The following is an 18,199-nucleotide window of genomic DNA, read 5'->3' on the forward strand; positions in this document are numbered from 1 at the left end:
TAGGCCATTGTGAACGATGATTTTTTTATGTCAGGTTGCACAGTGATTTTGCGCTGGTGTATGATGACAACGACAGATAACCTAACAGCGTTTTAATTTTAATTAAAAGATATGGCTGGGAAGCATTTCAGACATCGTATTTATATGTTTTTTTTATTCGAGGGGGAGTTTGTATGCTGCATTGTAATGCTTCATCCTTCGTACTGCTATCCTCATTTGCCAAAATCGTCTGCGAACCGGGTTGGAAGTGGCAGAAACGGGAAAAGCCGATCCCCAACTTCGATCTGTTCTATATATGGAGCGGACAAGGGAACCTGGAATTAAACGGGGAGACCTACCCTCTATCCAAAGGCAGCTGTTTTCTGTTTCGCCCGGGCGATTATACGAGCGCCACCCATAATCCGCAAATGCCGCTCGTTCTGACCTATATTCATTTCAGGATCAATGAATCCATGGAGATGATTCCGGAGCGTTATCGGATATTGAAGGAAACGGTCGACTTTGAGCGTATGCTCTCCCGTTATGTGCGGCTTTTTTTGGTCAAGACGTATGCAGCCGAGGAGGAAGCGCAGCTTATTCTCAAGCAGTTGATGATACATCTGCTGCGCGAGGATCATGAAGGACCGGTGGAGCGCAAGGCCAGCAATCAGCTGACCGAAGCGATTCATGAAATTGCCAACTATATCCGGCAAAATCCTGGTATTGCCCACCGTGTCGAGGATCTGGCGCAGCGTGCACAGCTGTCACCGCGTTATTTTTCTATCAAATTCAAGGAAATGATCGGCTCCTCGGTGCAGACCTATATGATCCGGACGCGTATTGAGCGGGCCCAACATCTGCTCATGCATGCAGGCATGAATGTAACTGAGGTCGCCGATACGCTGGGCTATCGGGATATTTTCTTTTTTAGCCGGCAGTTTAAGCAATATACCGGGAAAAATCCGTCTGAAATACGCTAGCCTGATGAACAAGGCCCCACCCGCTAAATCGCGGGCGGGGCCTTATTCTTATAAAGGGAGAAATGCGATTAGCGGCTAGTCTCCAATAGAATGAGGGCAGAAGCGTCTCATGAGCTCGATCGTTTCGGTATCCTGCGGCAATCCGCGGTTTTCCAGACCTTTCGTGAGCGACTCCCGTTTGGAGGATTTTAAATTCTGCCCGAATTTGAACTTTCCGACCATCCTGGAAGCATCGATCCTGACGATCGCCACACCTTTAAGACGGGGAATATAATCGGCATCTCCGGCATCGATTGTCTTATACCCGCCCTCAGGCTGGAGCTTGCGCATCAGTGCCTCCAGCACCTCTGCTTTCTCATGGGGATCATCGACAGCGACGGCCTGGCCGTCTATACGGACGGATTTGAAATAGGAGGTCGCCGGGCAGGCCATAAGCGGATCGGAGAAATAGGAAGGAATGATGGCATATTCCTTGGCGACTGCAAAGGTTACGCCAGCTTGCTTCCTCAGATTGGTCATTTTTTCGCCGATCCGGCTGCCGTGGAAATACAGGCTCCCATTGTGGAAGACAAAATTCAGCGGTGTGATGCACGGCATGCCATCCGGGTCGACCGTGCCCAGAAATCCGAAACTCATTTCCTTCAGAAAACCGGAGCATTCCTCTTGATTAATCTGGCTATCCATTTCAAATTCCTTTCTCCGCATAGAATCATCCCCATTCTTCCCCAGTGGCCGTTTATCGATCAGTTGGCTATGTCCACTATAATATCCCGAATATTGACAACTAAAAAGATCCAATTTAGAGTTGTTTTATTGAACCAATTGGATGGGGGAATGACAGTGGAGCTGCGGATCGCCTATGACCGTTATTATACGGAGCTCGGGAAGAAGTCAGAGGCGCTCTATCAGGCGCTGCGGGAAGCTATTGTCGCGGAAACGCTGCCCGAGGGCTTCAGGCTGCCATCAAGCCGGAAGCTCGCGAAGCTGTATGAATTGTCGAGAGGCGCAGTCAATATCGCTTACGATACGCTCCTTGCGGAAGGGTATGTAAGGACCGAAACAGGCAGCGGGACATTCATCGCTTATCGTCCATCCTCAGCGGAGGATCATGCCAAGGCGGAGGAGCAGGGAAGACAGCATGCTATCATTCATCTGTCCGACTGGGCCGAGCGTCTTGACGGCAGCACGGGCAACAGCATGGGCATCACGAAGCGGCAGGAGACGGAAGAACGCGAATCGGGAAATTGGGATAAATCAGCGGAACAAGCCGAATCGGGTGGACCAGCTTCTGCCAGCAGATCAGACAGGCCTTTGATCGACTTTGGCATCGGCCAAGTAGATCCGGAGCTGTTCCCTGTGGAGGAGTGGCGGGCTTCGCTGTATGCCGAAGTTCGCGCGATGACAAGCCATTGGCCCTTACCGCCAGCAGAAGTAGAAGGCTATTTGCCTCTGCGGGAAGCGCTGCTGCAGGAGCTAAGACGGGAGAGAGGCATACATGCATCCGCTTCACAGTTGTTTCTGACCAGCGGATCCGCGCAGGCGATCACATTGCTGTCCATGCTGCTGGTTACACCCGGCACTTCAGTTGTTCTTGAGGATCCCTGTTATTCCGGAACAGCCAGAGCCGTCCGCGCCGCAGGAGGCACCATTATTCCCGCGCGGGTGGATGATCAGGGCATACTCCTCTCCAATTGGCCTGCAAAGCTGCTGTTCGTTACACCGACCAGGCATTTTCCAAGCGGAGCTGTCCTGTCCGCAGACAGGAGAAAGGCGCTGTTGGACTGGGCCGTACGGCGCCAGGCCGTCATTATCGAAGATGACTATGACAGCGAGCTCCGCTGGGGCGGTCGCCCGTCCGAGCCGCTGAAGGCGCTGGACCGCGAAGGGCGGGTCGTATATGTCGGCACTTTCTCCAAGACAATGTTCTCGGACTTAAGAATCGGTTATGTTGTCGTTCCGGAATCGCTGGTGGAGCCGTTTCGTCTGGCGAAATCATTGATCGAGCCCCGGCCAGCCGGCCTTGCCGAACAACGTGCGCTGGCGAATTTTATGAACAGCGGCAGCTATGCCAGACATTTACGCCGGATGAAACGTGTTTGCGGAAGAAGACTGATTTGTCTGCGTGAGCAGATGAGTCTCCGGCTGGGCCGCTGGCTGCGGATTGTTCCTGTCGATGCAGGTCTGCATCTATATGCGCAGTGGCGCGGAGAAGCGGGCGATTATGAACGGTTCCGTGAAGGCTGTGCGGCAGCGGGGGTTCATTTCACGGATGACGGCGGCTTATGGTTGAATGAACCGGAGGTCAGGGCGGGATTGTTCGGTTTTGCCCATTTGAGCGAGGAGCTTCTGGATCTGGGGGTTCGTCGGATGGAACAGGTTGTGCGTTTATTATAGGAGCGGGTTATAGCCAGTGCAGCGGACAGGTGGGGGCGCACGATTTTATGTTGAGGATGGCAGAAGGGGCAAACAAGGACGATAGTCAACGGGTGGCCATATAAAAAAAGCGTGATGCGAGTCAAGCAGGGTTAAACGGAGTTCTCCTGCAAGTCGCATCACGCTTTTTGGTTTGTGGCGGTGCGGTTATTTTACTTGCAGATGCTGCTCCAATACATTCGTGCTTAGGGAACCAGCATTGCGCCGAGCCTTTCGCCAACCGAAACTTTCAGACCAGTTGTCAAATCCGGACGCGGAGTGAACGTATTCTCCTCCAGCAGCAGCACGACGGTAGAGCCAAATTCGAAATAGGCCAGTTCTTCGCCCTTCTCCACCTTATTATGAAGGGGCTCTACATATTTGATGCTGCTCACGTTCATTGCCCCTACCTTAACGACAGCCGACTCGGCATGAGCATGGCGGATATAGGTTATCAGCCGTTCATTGCGGCTAAGAACCCTGCGCATATGACGCAGGCCAAACTCATTGACGGGATATACTTTGCCGGGCACATGCTCTCGTTCCACAATAGTACCTTCAACCGGGGTATGAATCCGATGGTAATCGGTCGGACTGAGATATAGCACGATATAGTAGCCATTCTTATAGTTATCTGTCCGTGGAGAGCGGTTCAGCAGCTCTTCCACCGTATAATCCTGTCCTTTGACATTGAGGATGGTACCGGCTTCAATTGGTCCGCATCCGGTGATCAAAGCATCAACGGGACTTACAACGGCATCCGGATCGGTATCCACATTGCGCAGGCCCGGTTTTAACCGGCGGGTGAAAAATTCGTTGAGGGTACTGTATTCTTCAAGCCGTTTCTCGGCTTCTTCTACGCGGATCCCATAGATGCGTGAGAATCTTGGAATTAAGCGCCGGCTAGCGCCTGACTGGGCAAACCGACCGGTTAATCGAGAAATCCATTTGCGGGAGCTCAGCTCCGTCATCGATCGAAGCAGCCATTTGGTCATGCCGGAAATTCACGTCCTCTCTTCGCTTGCAATTACTCTAAATTAGCAGAAAGGAAAAGGGTTGCCTAGTCCTTATTCGATTTCATCTAACTTCTTTCGGATAAGTTTGACATATCACATCTGATTAATCAATAGAGAACGTGATCCATCAGGTTTAGGCCAGGCTATTGTTGCAGATGCTATTCTAGTGAGGTGAAAGCTGATGGTGGTAATCATCCTGGCTGGCCTGATTATGGGAGGCTGCCTGCTGTATTGCTTGTGCAAGTGGAAACGTGAATTGGAAAAAGCTGTCGATGCGATTGCTGTTGTTGCGTATATCGGTTTCTTTTCTCTGGCAGCCCGAAGCGTGATCCGGACGCTCCTGGATCATACCGTATTCATGACCCAGGTACATGAGGTGTTGATGGACCCGGTGTTTCTGGCATGCGGTGCTTATCTGGGACCCTATGGTCTTCGTTTGCTTCTGGAGAGATTGGCCGGTCGGTAGGCGGCTTCACCGGTCATGTCCTGTTATAGGATATTGCCGGGTTCAAGGAAGCTAGTAGAAACGTATGCTAAAAATATTGAAATTCCAGTTGAGGCTTCTTATGAAAGGAGCTGGTTATTTACGATGAGGCGCCCCAAAATTGCATTCGTAACACCAGGCACTTTTCCGCTGCCGTCGGCAAACAGCAGCTCGGTCGAACGTGTCATCGAGAAGCTTGCACCGCTGGTGGGCACATCGGTGGAAGCGCGTATATATGGCCGCAGCAGCCGGAATCTCCCTCGTATAGGCAGCTTGGGGGCCGTGAGATGCGAGCGGTTTCCGGCGGCTGACAAGCGGAAATATGTGCAGCAGGTTGGACGATCAATCAGACGCTTCAAACCGGATATTACGGAAATCGAGAATCGGCCGGGCTTGGTGCTCAAGCTGATGAAACAGCGGCCTTCCGGGCGGTACTGGCTGCATTTGCATTCGTCGACTTTTATCGGTCAGCATTCGATCCGCCCGGCTGCGCTTGTCCGGAGCTTTCAGGCAGCGGATAAGGTGCTGGTGAACAGTGAATATTTGCGCGGTGTGGTAGCTGCACGTGTACCGGATTATGCGCATAAGCTCAGAGTTGTATACCCGGGTGTGGATACCGGTCGTTTCCAATCGCAGTTTACTCTCGATGGGGCATTTCGCCGAAACCAGCTTCGTTCCGAGAGGGGCTGGAACGGGCGGAATGTGATATTGTTTATGGGGCGGCTGATCCACAAGAAAGGTGTGCATCACCTGCTGCGGATGATGCCGGAGCTGATTAGAGAGCATCCTTCGGCATTGCTTGTCATTGTAGGCGGAGCCTTCTACGGATCAAGCAGACAGACGGCGTATGTGCGTGAGCTTCATCGAATAGGCAAGCAGCTGCGGGGGCATGTTCAATTTGTTCCGTATGCCCCTTATTCCGAGGTGCCCGACTGGTTCCTGACGGCGGATGTCGCCGTCGTGCCCTCCGGCAATCGGGAGGCGTTCGGACTGGTGAATGTGGAGGCTATGTCTTGTGGAGTGCCAGTCATAGCGACCCGGGCGGGCGGAATGAAAGAAATTATCGAGGATGGCGTCACGGGTTATCTGGTTGAGCCTGCGCAGGTCGAAGCGCAAATACGCGAAAGGCTGCTTACCCTGCTGCGCAATGATTACCTGAGATTGGCGATGGGAGTCAGAAGCCGGGAGCGTGTGGAGCAGCACTTCACATGGGGCCATTCCGCGGCACGCTGGCTGGAATTGTTGAACGAGAGCGGTTTTTGACGAATTTAATCCTTGTCATTTGTCGAGCATGCCGTTATTATAGGTAGTAATAAAGTGACCGGTATAAATGATGCATGAGCAGGAAGCACCTGCTTGCAAGCTGTTTTTTCAGCTTGCAGGCAGGTGCTTTTTTTTGTATTCGGACAAGGAAAAAGATCGTCGAATGCCAGGAGATGATGGTAGAATATGCTAAAGATTGGATTATGCTGGTGTAGGTTGAAGAGGTAGTCTGAGAGATATTCAGTTATGAATGAAAAGGAGAGAATTTTACATGAAAAAACGTATCAGCATAATGGTGATGGCAGCCACGCTGCTTTTCACCCAAATTTCGTTCGCAGCCCCTGCGGCAACAGCAGGCTTTAGCGATGTTCGCTCCAAAGATTGGTACTATGCATCGGTACAGAAACTAGTGGCGAATGGCATTCTGAACGGGTTTTCCGATGGAACGTTTAAACCCAACCAGTCCGTAACACGCTCCGAGCTTGTGAAAATGATGGTTGTGGCACTTGATTTGTCGGTTGAAGAGCGCAAAGAAGGGGAGACCTGGTTCGCGCCTTATGTGAGCGCAGCCAAAACTGCGGGATTATACAATGTCAAGGATTTCACTTCCGGTTGGGAGAAGCCGATTACACGTCTGGAAACAGCACGAATAGCAGTCCGGGCGGTCGATCCGGCCTTTAAAAATTCAGATGACAAACAGCTTATGTACGAGTCCACCAAACGCGGCATTATTAATGGCGTGGCCAACGGAGAATTAGGGAAAGCGGAGTCCTCTACCCGCGCCCAGGCCGCGGTTATTATTGACCGTGTGCTGCAGTTGGTGGATGGTAAGACGCTGTCAATGGATAAAAGAGCAGCATCCTATGCCGAGGTGGAGCTTAGAGGGACGAATATGGAAACTATGTGGGGCGGGAAAATGGATGCTTTGCCAAATAAACAAGATCTATCTAGCTCTGTAAGAGGAACATTTGAGCAGGTTTTAATCATCGACATGGACGATAAAAATAGCCCCTACAGAAATTGGGCTAATGGAGCGATAAAGGTAGACGGCACGGATTGGAAGGGAGATTACTTGGTTGCATTTAAGATTACAATGGAAAATACAAAGATTATCCCTAAAACAGAACTCTATTTCAACTATTTAGTTGGCAATCCATTCTTTACCAGAACGGTTATTCCAAAAGACTCGGGAATTATGACCCCAATAAGCAACGTTACGTCCTTGCATATGGATAAAATCAATAAAATATCTACTTGGTTTTTAGTCACACTTAGCAAAAATAAACTCACAGAAATCAAATCGCACAATGAGATGTTTTGGTACTTCCAATTGATCGGCAGCACATCTTACTTTACTTTATCAAAAGACGGAAAAATATTATAATTAAGAGGGGAAAGACATGAAACGTCTTCATACAATAATATTACTGATTTCAATATGTCTTTCATTAATGCCTAGCGTTTCTTTTGCAGATAGTAATCCCTTAGAACCATTGATTATAAATTCATCAAATTTAGCAGGATATCAAAAATATTCACCAACCTATTTACGAGACATTTCAGTTACTGTCCCGCAGTTTACAGGCTATGAAGTTAAGTCGTATAAACTAACAAAAAATGGTATTCACAAAGGGCAGCTAGATCCATATGATCCAGCAACAAAAAAAATAAGCATAGAAGGCTTGAATGGAGATGCAGTATTACTAACCGGTGAAGCACCGTCAAATATGTTCCACGCGATTTGGCGTACAAGTTCTGGAAATTCATGGAGAACTAGCCTGCCAGAGCTCGGCACATATCAGTTTACTGCAGACTCATCAACAATATCAGGAGGCGTATCTAATTATCCAGGACTTTTCCCTGTGAATGATGACAGTGGAGTAAAAATTCCTGATCCACTTCGATACTCAGACGGATCGGCAGCATCTTGGTCTGATGGAATAACTGCTCCTTCAATATTTAAAACAGAATTAAAAGAAGAAATCTCTAAATCATTAGTCGAACCAAGTTCTATTACTATTACCTCAGCCACCCCAAAACAACGGGGTATGGTTATCGATTATTACGGAAAGGGAAAAGACGGTTATGGATATTTAAAAGTACATAAACCTATGAATAGCACATACAACATCGAAGGAATTGACTATGATGCTGATAATAGCCTTGGTTATCCGGTTCAAGGTAGAACCTACGTCTTAGAATCTCTAACAACCTGGTCTGCACAAACGTATGTACTTAATTTCGAGATTGAAGTTACCTATACAAGCTCTGACATAACGACATTAACTGATCTCATTGCCGATGAAATTATTCCGAGCGGCACAATTGAAGTCAATAAAACAACGACCTTTCGAGCCCAATTTCATAATGTTGGACCGGCAATCAATACACCCTACAATCTAAAGGTCATGGATGAATTAGGGAACACTGTGTACTTAACATCACGGTCCACGACACCGCAAAATAGCGGAATCTTGGAAATCTCATTCACGTATACGTTTACTAATTCAAATACGAAAACCTTTCGTTTCATAGTAGACAGTGCAAATGCAATTACTGAAACGCGAAAAGACAACAATGAAGTATCCCGTTCATTCAAACCGGGTGACACGCCTCCACCGGACCCGGGCGACAAGAACTTTACTGGCGACTTTGATGTCCTTCCTGGAACGATTTCTTACCGGGATTCATTCACCTTACATCCAAAAGATTTTCAATTACAGGGCTGCACCTACATATCCCATTCCTTTAAAATCCAGCGCGGCCTTACCTGGATCGGACCCGATGTCGTGGGTCAAGCAAAAGACTCTACATACACGTACAACACCTATCCTTCGATTATCGGGGTAGGGACCCATCAAGTTTCAATGAAAATCACAACCAGCTGCGGGGAGAAGTGGGTAGGGCCCAAGACGCTGACCGTTACGGGACCCGCACAGAATAATCCGCCACAGTTCCAAATCGCCTTTGTGGATCCCTCGCGGCCAACCGTTCCTGTTCATGAAGTGATTGAAGGAACTACGTTGAACCTGGTGGTCATCCAGGATCCATCTGTTCCTACACCAATGGATCCGGACGGTGATTCGATTTATTTCGATGAATTTTTCTTCAGCTCCAGCGAGTCGCCGTGGATCAAATCTTTACCGGCCAAGTATACGGTTGTCCCCTGGGGCATGTATAACATCAAGATGGACACGAGCGGTATCCATCAGGTGAGCGCGCAGATTCATGATGTGTGGGGATTGTCAACACAAGCCTCGACCTACATAACTGTCCGGCCGGAAAACCCGATCCCCGTTGCCCGATGTCCCGCCACGGTGATTGAGAATCATGTTGTACCTGCATCTGCCTTTGATGCAAGCGCAAGCTATAGTCCCGTTCCGGGAAGATCGATTAACCACGGACGTGATGAATGGACGAATAAATTGACATCCTACACGAACGGCACCGATCACGATATTACCGTGCAGGTATCTCTGCATGTCTATGATACCAAGGGATTGAAATCTGTCTCACCCTCGACCTGCGAGATCATCGTCAAGCCGGATTTGCCGCCAATTGCGAAGCTCGATGTACCGCCGCTCGGTATCCGGAATGAACCGACCGTCATTCTCAATAAATCCTCCAGCCCGGATGGCGACCAAATTGTAAAAGCCGAGTACAAGTATAAGTACGATGCCAATAATAACGGCTTTGCCGATGATGCCTGGCAACCGATTACAGGACGGCTGGACAAGCTGACGATTAATCCGGACAAGGTCGGGAAGTATCTCTTTTATGTGAAGGTGACCGAGGAGTTTGGCCAGTGGGGGGATACCTCCAAAACCGCCGAGGCGACGTTGACGTTGGATGTTGTCAACAATGCACCGGAGGTTTCCTTTGAAGTCGAAGGCAAGAATCCGCAGCCGGATCTGGATCCGTCCACGACCATTCGCCCGGAAGTGATGATGAACTGGCCGGTCTACATTACGAACGATACGCAGGAAGTGTACAATAAAAACAATTTGTGGCAGCCATCGGGCGGCAGCCTGATCAGCGGGGAAGGCCGCAATTTCGGTAATCAGAGGTCTTATCCTTACATCGAATACAATTCGTTTACAACTTGGTACGACGCATTTGATTTGTCGGATAATGGATATGGAAATAACCGGCTTTCTCCTTGGCGAGCTGCAGAGAGTTTTAATCCAGCATTATCCGATTTGGTAATCGGAAAAGATAATATTCATGTGCTGTTTTATGAAACAAATAAAATCAGATCAAACAAAAAAACCATTTATTTTGATGAATATAATTATCAAAACAATAAGATTGTTTCATCGACCATTTATGCCCTTGATCCATCAAAATTATCAGAGCAAGAAACTTACGGTACTGGTGGTAGTTTACTATACCGTTATAGAAACGGATCGCCATATACGTATTTCAAAACCTTTTCTCTACCCACTAATTGGGGGGGAGCAGTAGAATGGGAATTTGCCGATCGGTACATTTACGTTGCAAATGCGAGGACGATGACGGTTCTGGATGCCCGTACAGGAAATCAATTGGCGACCAAAAGTTTTGCCGATATGGGACTAGATGTTGTGAATGACTACGGCAATTGGTATATCAGTCATGCAAATGGCAGTAAGTTGATGCTGCGAAGGGATAATTTCACCAAAACCGCGTCCTCAAGTACACAATGGAGAGAAATCAGTCCCGATTTGACCGTAAAGCAATTGAGGGATTGGTCCATACCATCACCACGCGCGAGTTTATCAGGCATGGATATGAAGTATACAGTAGCTCGGACATTATTTACTGATCCGGCCGGTGCCATTTACACCTATGAAGGGTATGACTCACAAGGATCCAATTTTCATCATTACCGGGATATGAACGTTACTAAGTACAACCCGGATATGACATTGGCCTGGAGAACTTATTTGACTGCAGCTTCAACAAGCGGCTATACCGGTCAGGATCTTAACGGCGGGGGACCAAGTAATCAACGTTTTAACGGTCTTGCTATTAACCCCATTAAAAATGAGATTACGGTGAGCGATTACAATCAGGTATCCGTAAACGGCGAGACTGCCTATTCTATCATCAATACAAATTCCGGGACGATAAAAAGCCGGACATTATACAATGGAACTCAGGACTCTCCGTACCGGTATGGAGCAAATGGAGCTACTGTTTACACCTTGGATTGGGCTGGAAATTATGTCGCTGGCCAAAATAGATCAATGACTGCTGACGGATATCAAACCAACACATCCACAGGCAAATCTAACACTTGTGGCAGTTCTCCAATCGAAGTATTTAATCCAAGTGGCACTCGTACATCCCAAGTGAATCTTTGTAACTGGGGAACCAACGGCGGCCAATGGATTAGTGAGTATGTGGGAGATGGTGTTCTCGCTTACGTGCAGTTTGAGGCCAACCGAGGTTATGCTTTAGGCTTGGCGAAGGGAACTCCCACGACAACGCCACTCGTCAAGAAAACCTTTACCAGCGGCCAATTTGTCTCCGATCTGTCGCTGAACGATGTCGAGATGAAGTTCAGCTTACGAATGGAGGATGTGGGCTATGACCGGGAGATGACGGGATTCTCGTTCCGGATGCAGGATACGCGCAACCGGTATGCCCTTGAAACGGATGGTCACATGTTCAATCTGATGAAATATGTGAACGGCAGTGCAATCCTGCTCAAAGCCGGATCGTATCCGTTCGAATCGAACAAAAGTTATGCCGTGAAGATCAAAACGGTAGGAGACCAGATCGATGTGTTTCTCAACAATATTCCGCTGCTGACGGCCGCGGACGGTTCTTATGCGGAAGGGCGTTTCGGATATTTCAGCGATAAATCCTTCGTCACGTTCAGCGCCTTCACATACAAAGCCGTCCAGAACAAAATCGAATGGTCGGACAGCTATGCAATTTGGGATGAAGGCACGGCCACGGCGGACGTTATCTACAAGAATATCCTGTTTATGGATCCGGAAGGCGACCCCAAAGCCGGCTCCTACCGCTGGAATATTCAGCATACGCCGCGGTTCATCAATAACCAGGGCGTGTCGGCCAAAAATGGCCAAACCTTCAATTCCGAACAGCTGACCTTTGACAAGGTAGGAGACTATATCGTTACGCTGCAAGCAAAGGATGATCCGAATCCAAGCTATCCGTATCCGAATATGACCTTTGATGCTTACCGTAAAAACTCGAATGCATTTGGCAAAAAGGTCACGGTTCACCGCAGGCCGGTATCCCAGTTCACCGTTGTTCCGGGAGCTGGCGGCAAGCTGATCTGGACGGACAGCAGCTTTGATCCGGACCGGTACCTTAGTCCAACGAATTACTCGACAGAACCGTCTACCATCGATTACCGAGTGACCCGAGGCGTGATCGAGAAGAAGTTCTATTACCAGACGCCTTCCGGAAATATTGTGTTTGAAAAACTTGTCACCCCGCAGGAACGGGGTTATTACGAAATCGGCATGGCAGTGAAGGATGAATACGGCGCATGGTCGGACTATACCGTTGTGTCCCTGGACATCTCAACGATACCAACGCCGAACACGCCGCCTGTTCCCGGCTTTACGACAAGCTATATGAACACCTATCGGAGCGTCCCGGTTGTCATTGATTCAACGGCCTATGACGCCGAAGATGGCGGTCGTGAGAATCTGCCGCATGAGTATTACATTCGCAATGTGACGACGGGTGATGGCGAATCGCTGCAAAGCACTTCACGAACATTCTGGACCAAAGTCTTCAATACACTGGGTACCTTTAATATCCGCCAGGTGGTCCAGGATTCTACGGGGGTAGAGGCGCAGTTCAACCGGCAGGTGAATATCGTGAACCGGCTGCCGGTAGCTCAAATAACGGTCCCGGGAAGCACAGACCAGAATAATCCGACGAAACTGAAGGAATTCCGCCCAGCTTTTGACTGGTCGTATCAGGATGCAGACGGAGATGTTCAGACCCGTTATCAGCTTCAGATTTTCAAGTACGGCGGGCTTCTGTACCGGGACACCGATATCAAGCCGGGCAATATAAGATCCTGGCGGCCAGCGGATGATCTGCCGGAGCATGTATATATGTATGTGAAAGTACGTGCATATGACGGTTATGATTGGGGCAATTGGAGCGATCCGAAATATTTCTATATCGAGACCAATCAGCCGCCGACGGCTAATTTTGACTGGACTCCCAAGCCGGTTTATGAGGGCGATACCGTTCAGATCCGCCATACGATTGACGATCCGGATCTGGATACGCTGCAGGTTTCCTATGTTGTCAAAGATCCGGATGGAGGATCCCAAACCTTCGCCTCGGTTCTGAACAGTCCTTATCCGCAATCCGGGCCGACCTTCCGAACAGTCAAGGTGGGGACTTACAAGGTGGAGCTCACGGTGCTGGATGGAAAAGCGCCGCCGGTGACAGTACACAAGGATATTCCGGTACTGCCGCTTGCAGTATATGGGCAGGTACGTCACACAGATTTATGGGATCAGCGCCGCAAAGAATACAATACGAAACAAAGCGGCAGCGCGAACAGTCCGCGTGGGTATGAGGTCTTCTGGGCAGGAGAGAAGTTTGTGTTGAACGCTCAAACGACAGAGACTGGAACAGCAACACAGGCGGTTGCGGTTAAGGTGACAATGAATGGATTCATCTCACAGCTGGATGCCGCAGACTTGCGTAGAACAGGTTGGAGCGGGAGCTTGTGGGATGAGAGCTTCGAGAAGCTGGCGGACGGCCCGTTGACGTTTGCTTTTACATCTACTTATAACAACGGCACTAAAAAAACCGCGAACGTCACGGTAACGATTGCCGGGAATGTTCAGCAGACGGTAGGTGTTCACCGGAGACAATAACCCGGAGGCAAATGCCGTTCCGGCATGCGTATGACTGCATCAAACCTGTAAACCAAACCGTACCGCCGGGAATCCAAACCCGGCGGTTTTTTTAATGAGCGAAGGGGTTTATAATGAGCAGATAAGCTTCAGACGAGAAAGGAAGGATCTTATGATCACCCATTTCAAAGAATTGCAGCTGAATACAGTCTCGATTCCCAGCGTAAAACAGTTTTATCATGAGCGCTTGCTGCTGCCGATTGTTCAGGAATCCGGGAGCCTGGTTGAATTTCAGGTGACGGAGCATTGTACGATCCTATTCATAGAAGCCTACGAGCCTATTGCTCCGGCGCATCTGGCATTTGAAGTGCCGTATTCGGAATTTGACCAGCTCGCCGCTTTCTTGAAGCAGCAAGGGGTCATGATTGAGAAATGGCCGGACGGCAGGGAAGTGGTTGATTTTGATAAGGGACGGAATATATATTTTCGCGATGGGGACGGGAACTTGCTGGAACTGATCGCTCATCCTTATATTAAAGAGGATGTTGTCGTCCCCAGTGGCTCTTTGCGTGTGCTGTATATGCGCGAGATCGGATTTCCCGTTGACGACGTGGGTGATTTTCGGACTCGGCTGCAGGAGTTGATGAATATCAAACTGGATAAGGTCTTAGATGATTTTGCCTTTGCGATTGGCGGAACAGCTCATTTCGTACTGGCGTCGAAGCAGCGCAGATGGATCCCCATCGCCATGCTTGCGCTCCCACCCCGAATGCTTGTAACATTGGGAGTCCCGGATGCGGCAGTTCTTCGGGAAATCGACAGCCGTTTGAGGGAGAATGAACGAATTTCCGCTACGGCAAGCGAGCTGCACCTGATGATTAATGATTACCATCTGTGTCTGAAAGTGGACCCTGGTTTCGGCCAAGAGCTGCCGTCGCTGCTTCAGCTGCCGCTCGCGGATACGGATTAACAAGAAACGATTGAGGGATTATTTATGATAACCAAAGAAGATTTTTTCGCGCGCAAGGAAGAGCAGACGGGTGTCACTCTGAATGATATCCAGAAGCAGGCCGTTCTCCAGACCGGGGGAGCACTGCTGCTGCTGGCTTCTCCGGGATCAGGGAAGACAACGACCATCATTATGAAGATCGGATATCTGATCCAGCAGAAAAAGGTTGATCCGTCGCGGATCAAGGCGGTCACGTTCAGCAGGGCATCGGCACTCGATATGAAGGAGCGTTTCAAGCGTTTGTTCCCGGAACTTAAGCCAATCGACTTTTCGACCATTCACAGCCTCGCCTTCGAGATTGTACGGGAACATTTCCGGCAGACCCGAACCGCGTATCAGATTATTGAAGGACATTTTGATAATAAAGAACAAGCCGGGGAGAACTATGATTCGCAGCAGCTTCACAAGAAACTCATTTTGCGCAATGTGTACCAATCGATTACCGGCAACTTGATTACAGAGGATCAGATGGAAGAATTGACTACCTACATCAGCTACATCAAGAACAAAATGATTCCCAGCGACAAATGGGCCCAGGTCCCTTGTGAAGTGAAGCAGGCCGAGCGGATCCTCATTGCTTATGAGGAATTTAAGCGCTCCGGCAGCGGCTCGGGCAAGCTTCTGCTGGATTTTGACGATATGCTGACAACAGCCGGCGACGTGCTGAAGATGAACAGGGAACTGCTGGGCAAATACCAGCAAAGATATGATGTCCTGCTGACGGATGAAAGCCAGGATACCTCGCTCATCCAGCATGCCATTATTGAGGAGTTGGCAAGAGAGCATGGCAATCTGTGCGTGGTAGCCGATGACGATCAGTCGATCTACAGCTGGAGAGGCGCGGAGCCCTCGTACCTGCTTCATTTTCGGGATGTTTATCCAGACGCCGTGATCTTGTATATGGAACAGAATTACCGTTCATCTGCGGATATTGTGAGCGTGGCGAACGGTTTTATCAAACGCAACAAGAAGCGCTATGACAAGAATATGTTTACGGCCAATGAGGCTCATGAGCCGGTTGCGATCCGCCATTTTACCGATTATAATCATCAATCCAAATATGTGGTGGAACATATCCATCAGCTGACGGAGCTGCGTGAGGTCGCGGTGCTTTACCGGAACAGCTCATCGTCCATTATGCTGATGAATGAATGCGAGCGGTCCGGAGTGCCTTTTTATATGAAGGATTCGGATAACCGGTTCTTCTCCCACTGGATCGTCAAGGACATGCTGAATATAATGCGGATGACCTATACGGACAAACGTTACGATCTTCTGGAGCAGGTGTATACGAAGCTCAATGGCTATATCACGAAGCACCAGATGAGCGTGCTGCGGGAAATTCAAAATAACGAATCGGTTTTTGACAATCTGTTGAGTTATGTGGATCTGCAGGAATATCAGCGCAAGCCGATTCAGGAATGCAAGGAAACGCTGCAGCAGATGAAGGGGATGCCGCCGCTTGAAGCGATCCGTGTGATCCGTACCAAGCTGGGTTACGACAAGGCGATTGACAAGATGGTGGATCGACTCGGCTTTCGCAAGGATTATTTGATCGGCAATTTGAATACGCTGGAAGAGATCGCAAGCACCCTAGGAAGCATGGAGGAATTTGCGGGGAGACTCAAACATCTGGAGGCGGTCATGAAAGCTTCCAGCTTCAACAACCATCAAAATGTCGTGACGTTATCGACTTTTCACAGCGCCAAGGGGCTGGAATTCGAGACGGTTTATATGATAGACCTGGTTGCGGGCGTCATCCCCTCGGCAGAGGATATGAAACAGCAGACGGAAGGGAATGCCGAACCGATGGAGGAGGCCGTCCGCCTGTTCTATGTGGGGATGACAAGAGCGAAACGTCATCTGGAGCTGTTAACCTACAAATACCGCGATGGGGTGAAAATGGACGAGTCCGCATTCGTCGGCGAGGTTGCAAGACTGCTAAACCCCGCCAAGCTGACCGTGAGAACGGAAGAACCGGAAAGCCCCATGGACCCGAATGCGCTCACACAGCGGAGCGACCTCGTGATCGGCCGGATAATCGAGCATCGCGTGTTTGGCCGCGGTGAAATTATGAAGCTGACTGAAGAGCGTGTCCATATTGAATTCCAGACCGGGGCCAAGGCGCTTTCGCTTCAGACTTGTCTGGACAAAGGGATATTGACGCCAGTTGAGTAGAAATCAATAGTTGCCCAAATTGCACCTGCAATGTCATAATTAAGCATTCGAAAAAAGAAAGAGAGTGATTAATATGAAAGTCTGCAATTCCATTGTTCACCGAATGAATGTAGAGGTACGGATGGGATAATCGTTAAGCGATACTTATTCCCTTCCGAGCAAAACTCAAAATATGGAGGGAAAACACATATGTCTTTTAGTTATTATGGGGAACTATGCACTGAGGTTTACGATCATACAAAAAAGATCGGCCAGTCCATTGATGGCGATATCGACTATTACCGGAATGAGTTAAAGCACACCAAGGGGCGTATTCTTGAAGCCATGGCCGGCTCCGGAAGAGTATTGATTCCTTTGCTTGAATCCGGCCTTACTGTTGATGGCGTCGATTATTCACCGGAAATGCTGGCTTCCTGCCGCAGACGCTGCGACGAACGCGGACTAAGCTGCCAGTTATATGAAGCCGATCTGCAGGCCCTTTCATTGCCTCAGAAATATGAAGCCATCATTATTCCCGGCGGGTCGTTTTTGTTGATTGAACAGCGTGAAGCGGCATTAATTGTTTTAGAAAAGCTTTATGAGCATCTGGAGCCCGGCGGCCGGCTCATCCTTGATTTATTTCTTCCAGATCACAATACTCGTACGGCTGAGGTCGGCAAATATGAGGGGGTAGCAACTCATCATCTTCCAGGTGGCGATATCATTACTATGGAGAGCAAATGCGTGGAAGCGGATCTGTTTTTCCATCAGTACAAAGTCTCTTATCTGAAATATGAGAAGTGGCGGAAGGGAAAGCTGATTCAATCGGAATTGCAGCGTGTTGCCATCCGCTGGTACGGTTTGGAGGAATTCAAGTTTATATTGCAAAGCATCGGATTCCAACAGGTTACGATTTCCGCCGACTTTGAGAATGGGAAAAAACCGACTCATGGCAATCAGAAATTCGTATTTCAAGGTATAAAAAAGTAGCGTCAGACGCGATAAGCGGTCAACCCGGAGCTTGTCCAATAATAGAAAAGAACAATCATCCCAAA

The 18,199-nt window shown here is 49.0% G+C and carries 11 protein-coding genes; 9 read left to right on the forward strand and 2 right to left on the reverse strand.

Annotation, left to right across the window (positions count from 1 at the left end):
• The first annotated feature begins 173 nt into the window (after positions 1-173).
• On the forward strand, positions 174-959 hold the full coding sequence (locus IEY46_RS01885) for a helix-turn-helix domain-containing protein (RefSeq protein ID WP_188988596.1): 786 nt from the start codon (positions 174-176) through the stop codon (positions 957-959).
• A gap of 75 nt (positions 960-1,034) precedes the next feature.
• Here IEY46_RS01885 and IEY46_RS01890 read toward each other — a convergent pair whose 3' ends face one another.
• Positions 1,035-1,664, reverse strand: a complete 630-nt coding sequence (locus IEY46_RS01890) for a pyridoxamine 5'-phosphate oxidase family protein (protein ID WP_188988598.1) — start codon at positions 1,662-1,664, stop codon at positions 1,035-1,037.
• 108 nt (positions 1,665-1,772) lie between these two features.
• Here IEY46_RS01890 and pdxR point away from each other — a divergent pair, with 108 nt between their 5' ends.
• Positions 1,773-3,353 (forward strand): MocR-like pyridoxine biosynthesis transcription factor PdxR, encoded by a 1,581-nt coding sequence (gene pdxR / locus IEY46_RS01895; protein ID WP_229750001.1) that lies wholly within the window; start codon positions 1,773-1,775, stop codon positions 3,351-3,353.
• Positions 3,354-3,577: 224 nt separating this feature from the next.
• Here the strand turns inward: pdxR and asd are convergent, their stop codons facing one another.
• The gene (gene asd / locus IEY46_RS01900) at positions 3,578-4,366 is read right to left on the reverse strand and encodes an archaetidylserine decarboxylase (RefSeq protein WP_188988600.1); all 789 of its coding nucleotides are present in this window, start codon (positions 4,364-4,366) and stop codon (positions 3,578-3,580) included.
• Positions 4,367-4,568: 202 nt separating this feature from the next.
• Between asd and IEY46_RS01905 the strand changes: the two genes are divergently transcribed.
• The 7 genes from IEY46_RS01905 to IEY46_RS01935 all read left to right on the forward strand — a co-directional run bounded on the left by IEY46_RS01905 (position 4,569) and on the right by IEY46_RS01935 (position 18,134).
• A complete protein-coding gene (locus IEY46_RS01905; RefSeq protein ID WP_188988602.1) occupies positions 4,569-4,853 on the forward strand; it encodes a hypothetical protein in 285 nt (94 codons plus the stop codon).
• Positions 4,854-4,976: 123 nt separating this feature from the next.
• Positions 4,977-6,134 carry a glycosyltransferase family 4 protein gene (locus tag IEY46_RS01910; RefSeq protein WP_188988604.1) on the forward strand — a complete coding sequence of 386 codons (1,158 nt, stop codon included), beginning with the start codon at positions 4,977-4,979 and terminating at the stop codon, positions 6,132-6,134.
• A 271-nt stretch (positions 6,135-6,405) separates the two neighbouring features.
• Positions 6,406-7,518: an S-layer homology domain-containing protein gene (locus IEY46_RS01915; protein WP_188988606.1), complete on the forward strand. Its 1,113-nt coding sequence runs from the start codon at positions 6,406-6,408 to the stop codon at positions 7,516-7,518.
• Between the two features lie 727 nt (positions 7,519-8,245).
• Positions 8,246-13,999 (forward strand): glycoside hydrolase family 78 protein, encoded by a 5,754-nt coding sequence (locus IEY46_RS01920; protein WP_188988608.1) that lies wholly within the window; start codon positions 8,246-8,248, stop codon positions 13,997-13,999.
• Between the two features lie 151 nt (positions 14,000-14,150).
• Positions 14,151-14,948, forward strand: coding sequence for a VOC family protein (locus IEY46_RS01925; protein WP_188988609.1), 798 nt, complete (start codon positions 14,151-14,153; stop codon positions 14,946-14,948).
• Positions 14,949-14,972: 24 nt separating this feature from the next.
• Positions 14,973-17,165, forward strand: coding sequence for an ATP-dependent helicase (locus IEY46_RS01930; protein WP_188988612.1), 2,193 nt, complete (start codon positions 14,973-14,975; stop codon positions 17,163-17,165).
• A 189-nt stretch (positions 17,166-17,354) separates the two neighbouring features.
• Positions 17,355-18,134: a class I SAM-dependent methyltransferase gene (locus IEY46_RS01935; RefSeq protein ID WP_188988614.1), complete on the forward strand. Its 780-nt coding sequence runs from the start codon at positions 17,355-17,357 to the stop codon at positions 18,132-18,134.
• Positions 18,135-18,199: the final 65 nt, after the last annotated feature.

Origin of the sequence: Paenibacillus nasutitermitis (genome assembly GCF_014641075.1) — a bacterium.
Taxonomy (GTDB): domain Bacteria; phylum Bacillota; class Bacilli; order Paenibacillales; family Paenibacillaceae; genus Paenibacillus_Z; species Paenibacillus_Z nasutitermitis.

What these genes read in the sequence shown, in the direction of transcription:
- IEY46_RS01885 (WP_188988596.1), top strand. Translation starts at nt 174, where the DNA reads ATGCTGCATTGTAATGCTTCATCCTTCGTACTGCTATCCTCATTTGCC.
- IEY46_RS01890 (WP_188988598.1), bottom strand. Translation starts at nt 1,664, where the DNA reads ATGCGGAGAAAGGAATTTGAAATGGATAGCCAGATTAATCAAGAGGAA.
- asd (WP_188988600.1), bottom strand. Translation starts at nt 4,366, where the DNA reads ATGACCAAATGGCTGCTTCGATCGATGACGGAGCTGAGCTCCCGCAAA.
- IEY46_RS01905 (WP_188988602.1), top strand. Translation starts at nt 4,569, where the DNA reads ATGGTGGTAATCATCCTGGCTGGCCTGATTATGGGAGGCTGCCTGCTG.
- IEY46_RS01910 (WP_188988604.1), top strand. Translation starts at nt 4,977, where the DNA reads ATGAGGCGCCCCAAAATTGCATTCGTAACACCAGGCACTTTTCCGCTG.
- IEY46_RS01915 (WP_188988606.1), top strand. Translation starts at nt 6,406, where the DNA reads ATGAAAAAACGTATCAGCATAATGGTGATGGCAGCCACGCTGCTTTTC.
- IEY46_RS01920 (WP_188988608.1), top strand. Translation starts at nt 8,246, where the DNA reads ATGAATAGCACATACAACATCGAAGGAATTGACTATGATGCTGATAAT.
- IEY46_RS01925 (WP_188988609.1), top strand. Translation starts at nt 14,151, where the DNA reads ATGATCACCCATTTCAAAGAATTGCAGCTGAATACAGTCTCGATTCCC.
- IEY46_RS01930 (WP_188988612.1), top strand. Translation starts at nt 14,973, where the DNA reads ATGATAACCAAAGAAGATTTTTTCGCGCGCAAGGAAGAGCAGACGGGT.
- IEY46_RS01935 (WP_188988614.1), top strand. Translation starts at nt 17,355, where the DNA reads ATGTCTTTTAGTTATTATGGGGAACTATGCACTGAGGTTTACGATCAT.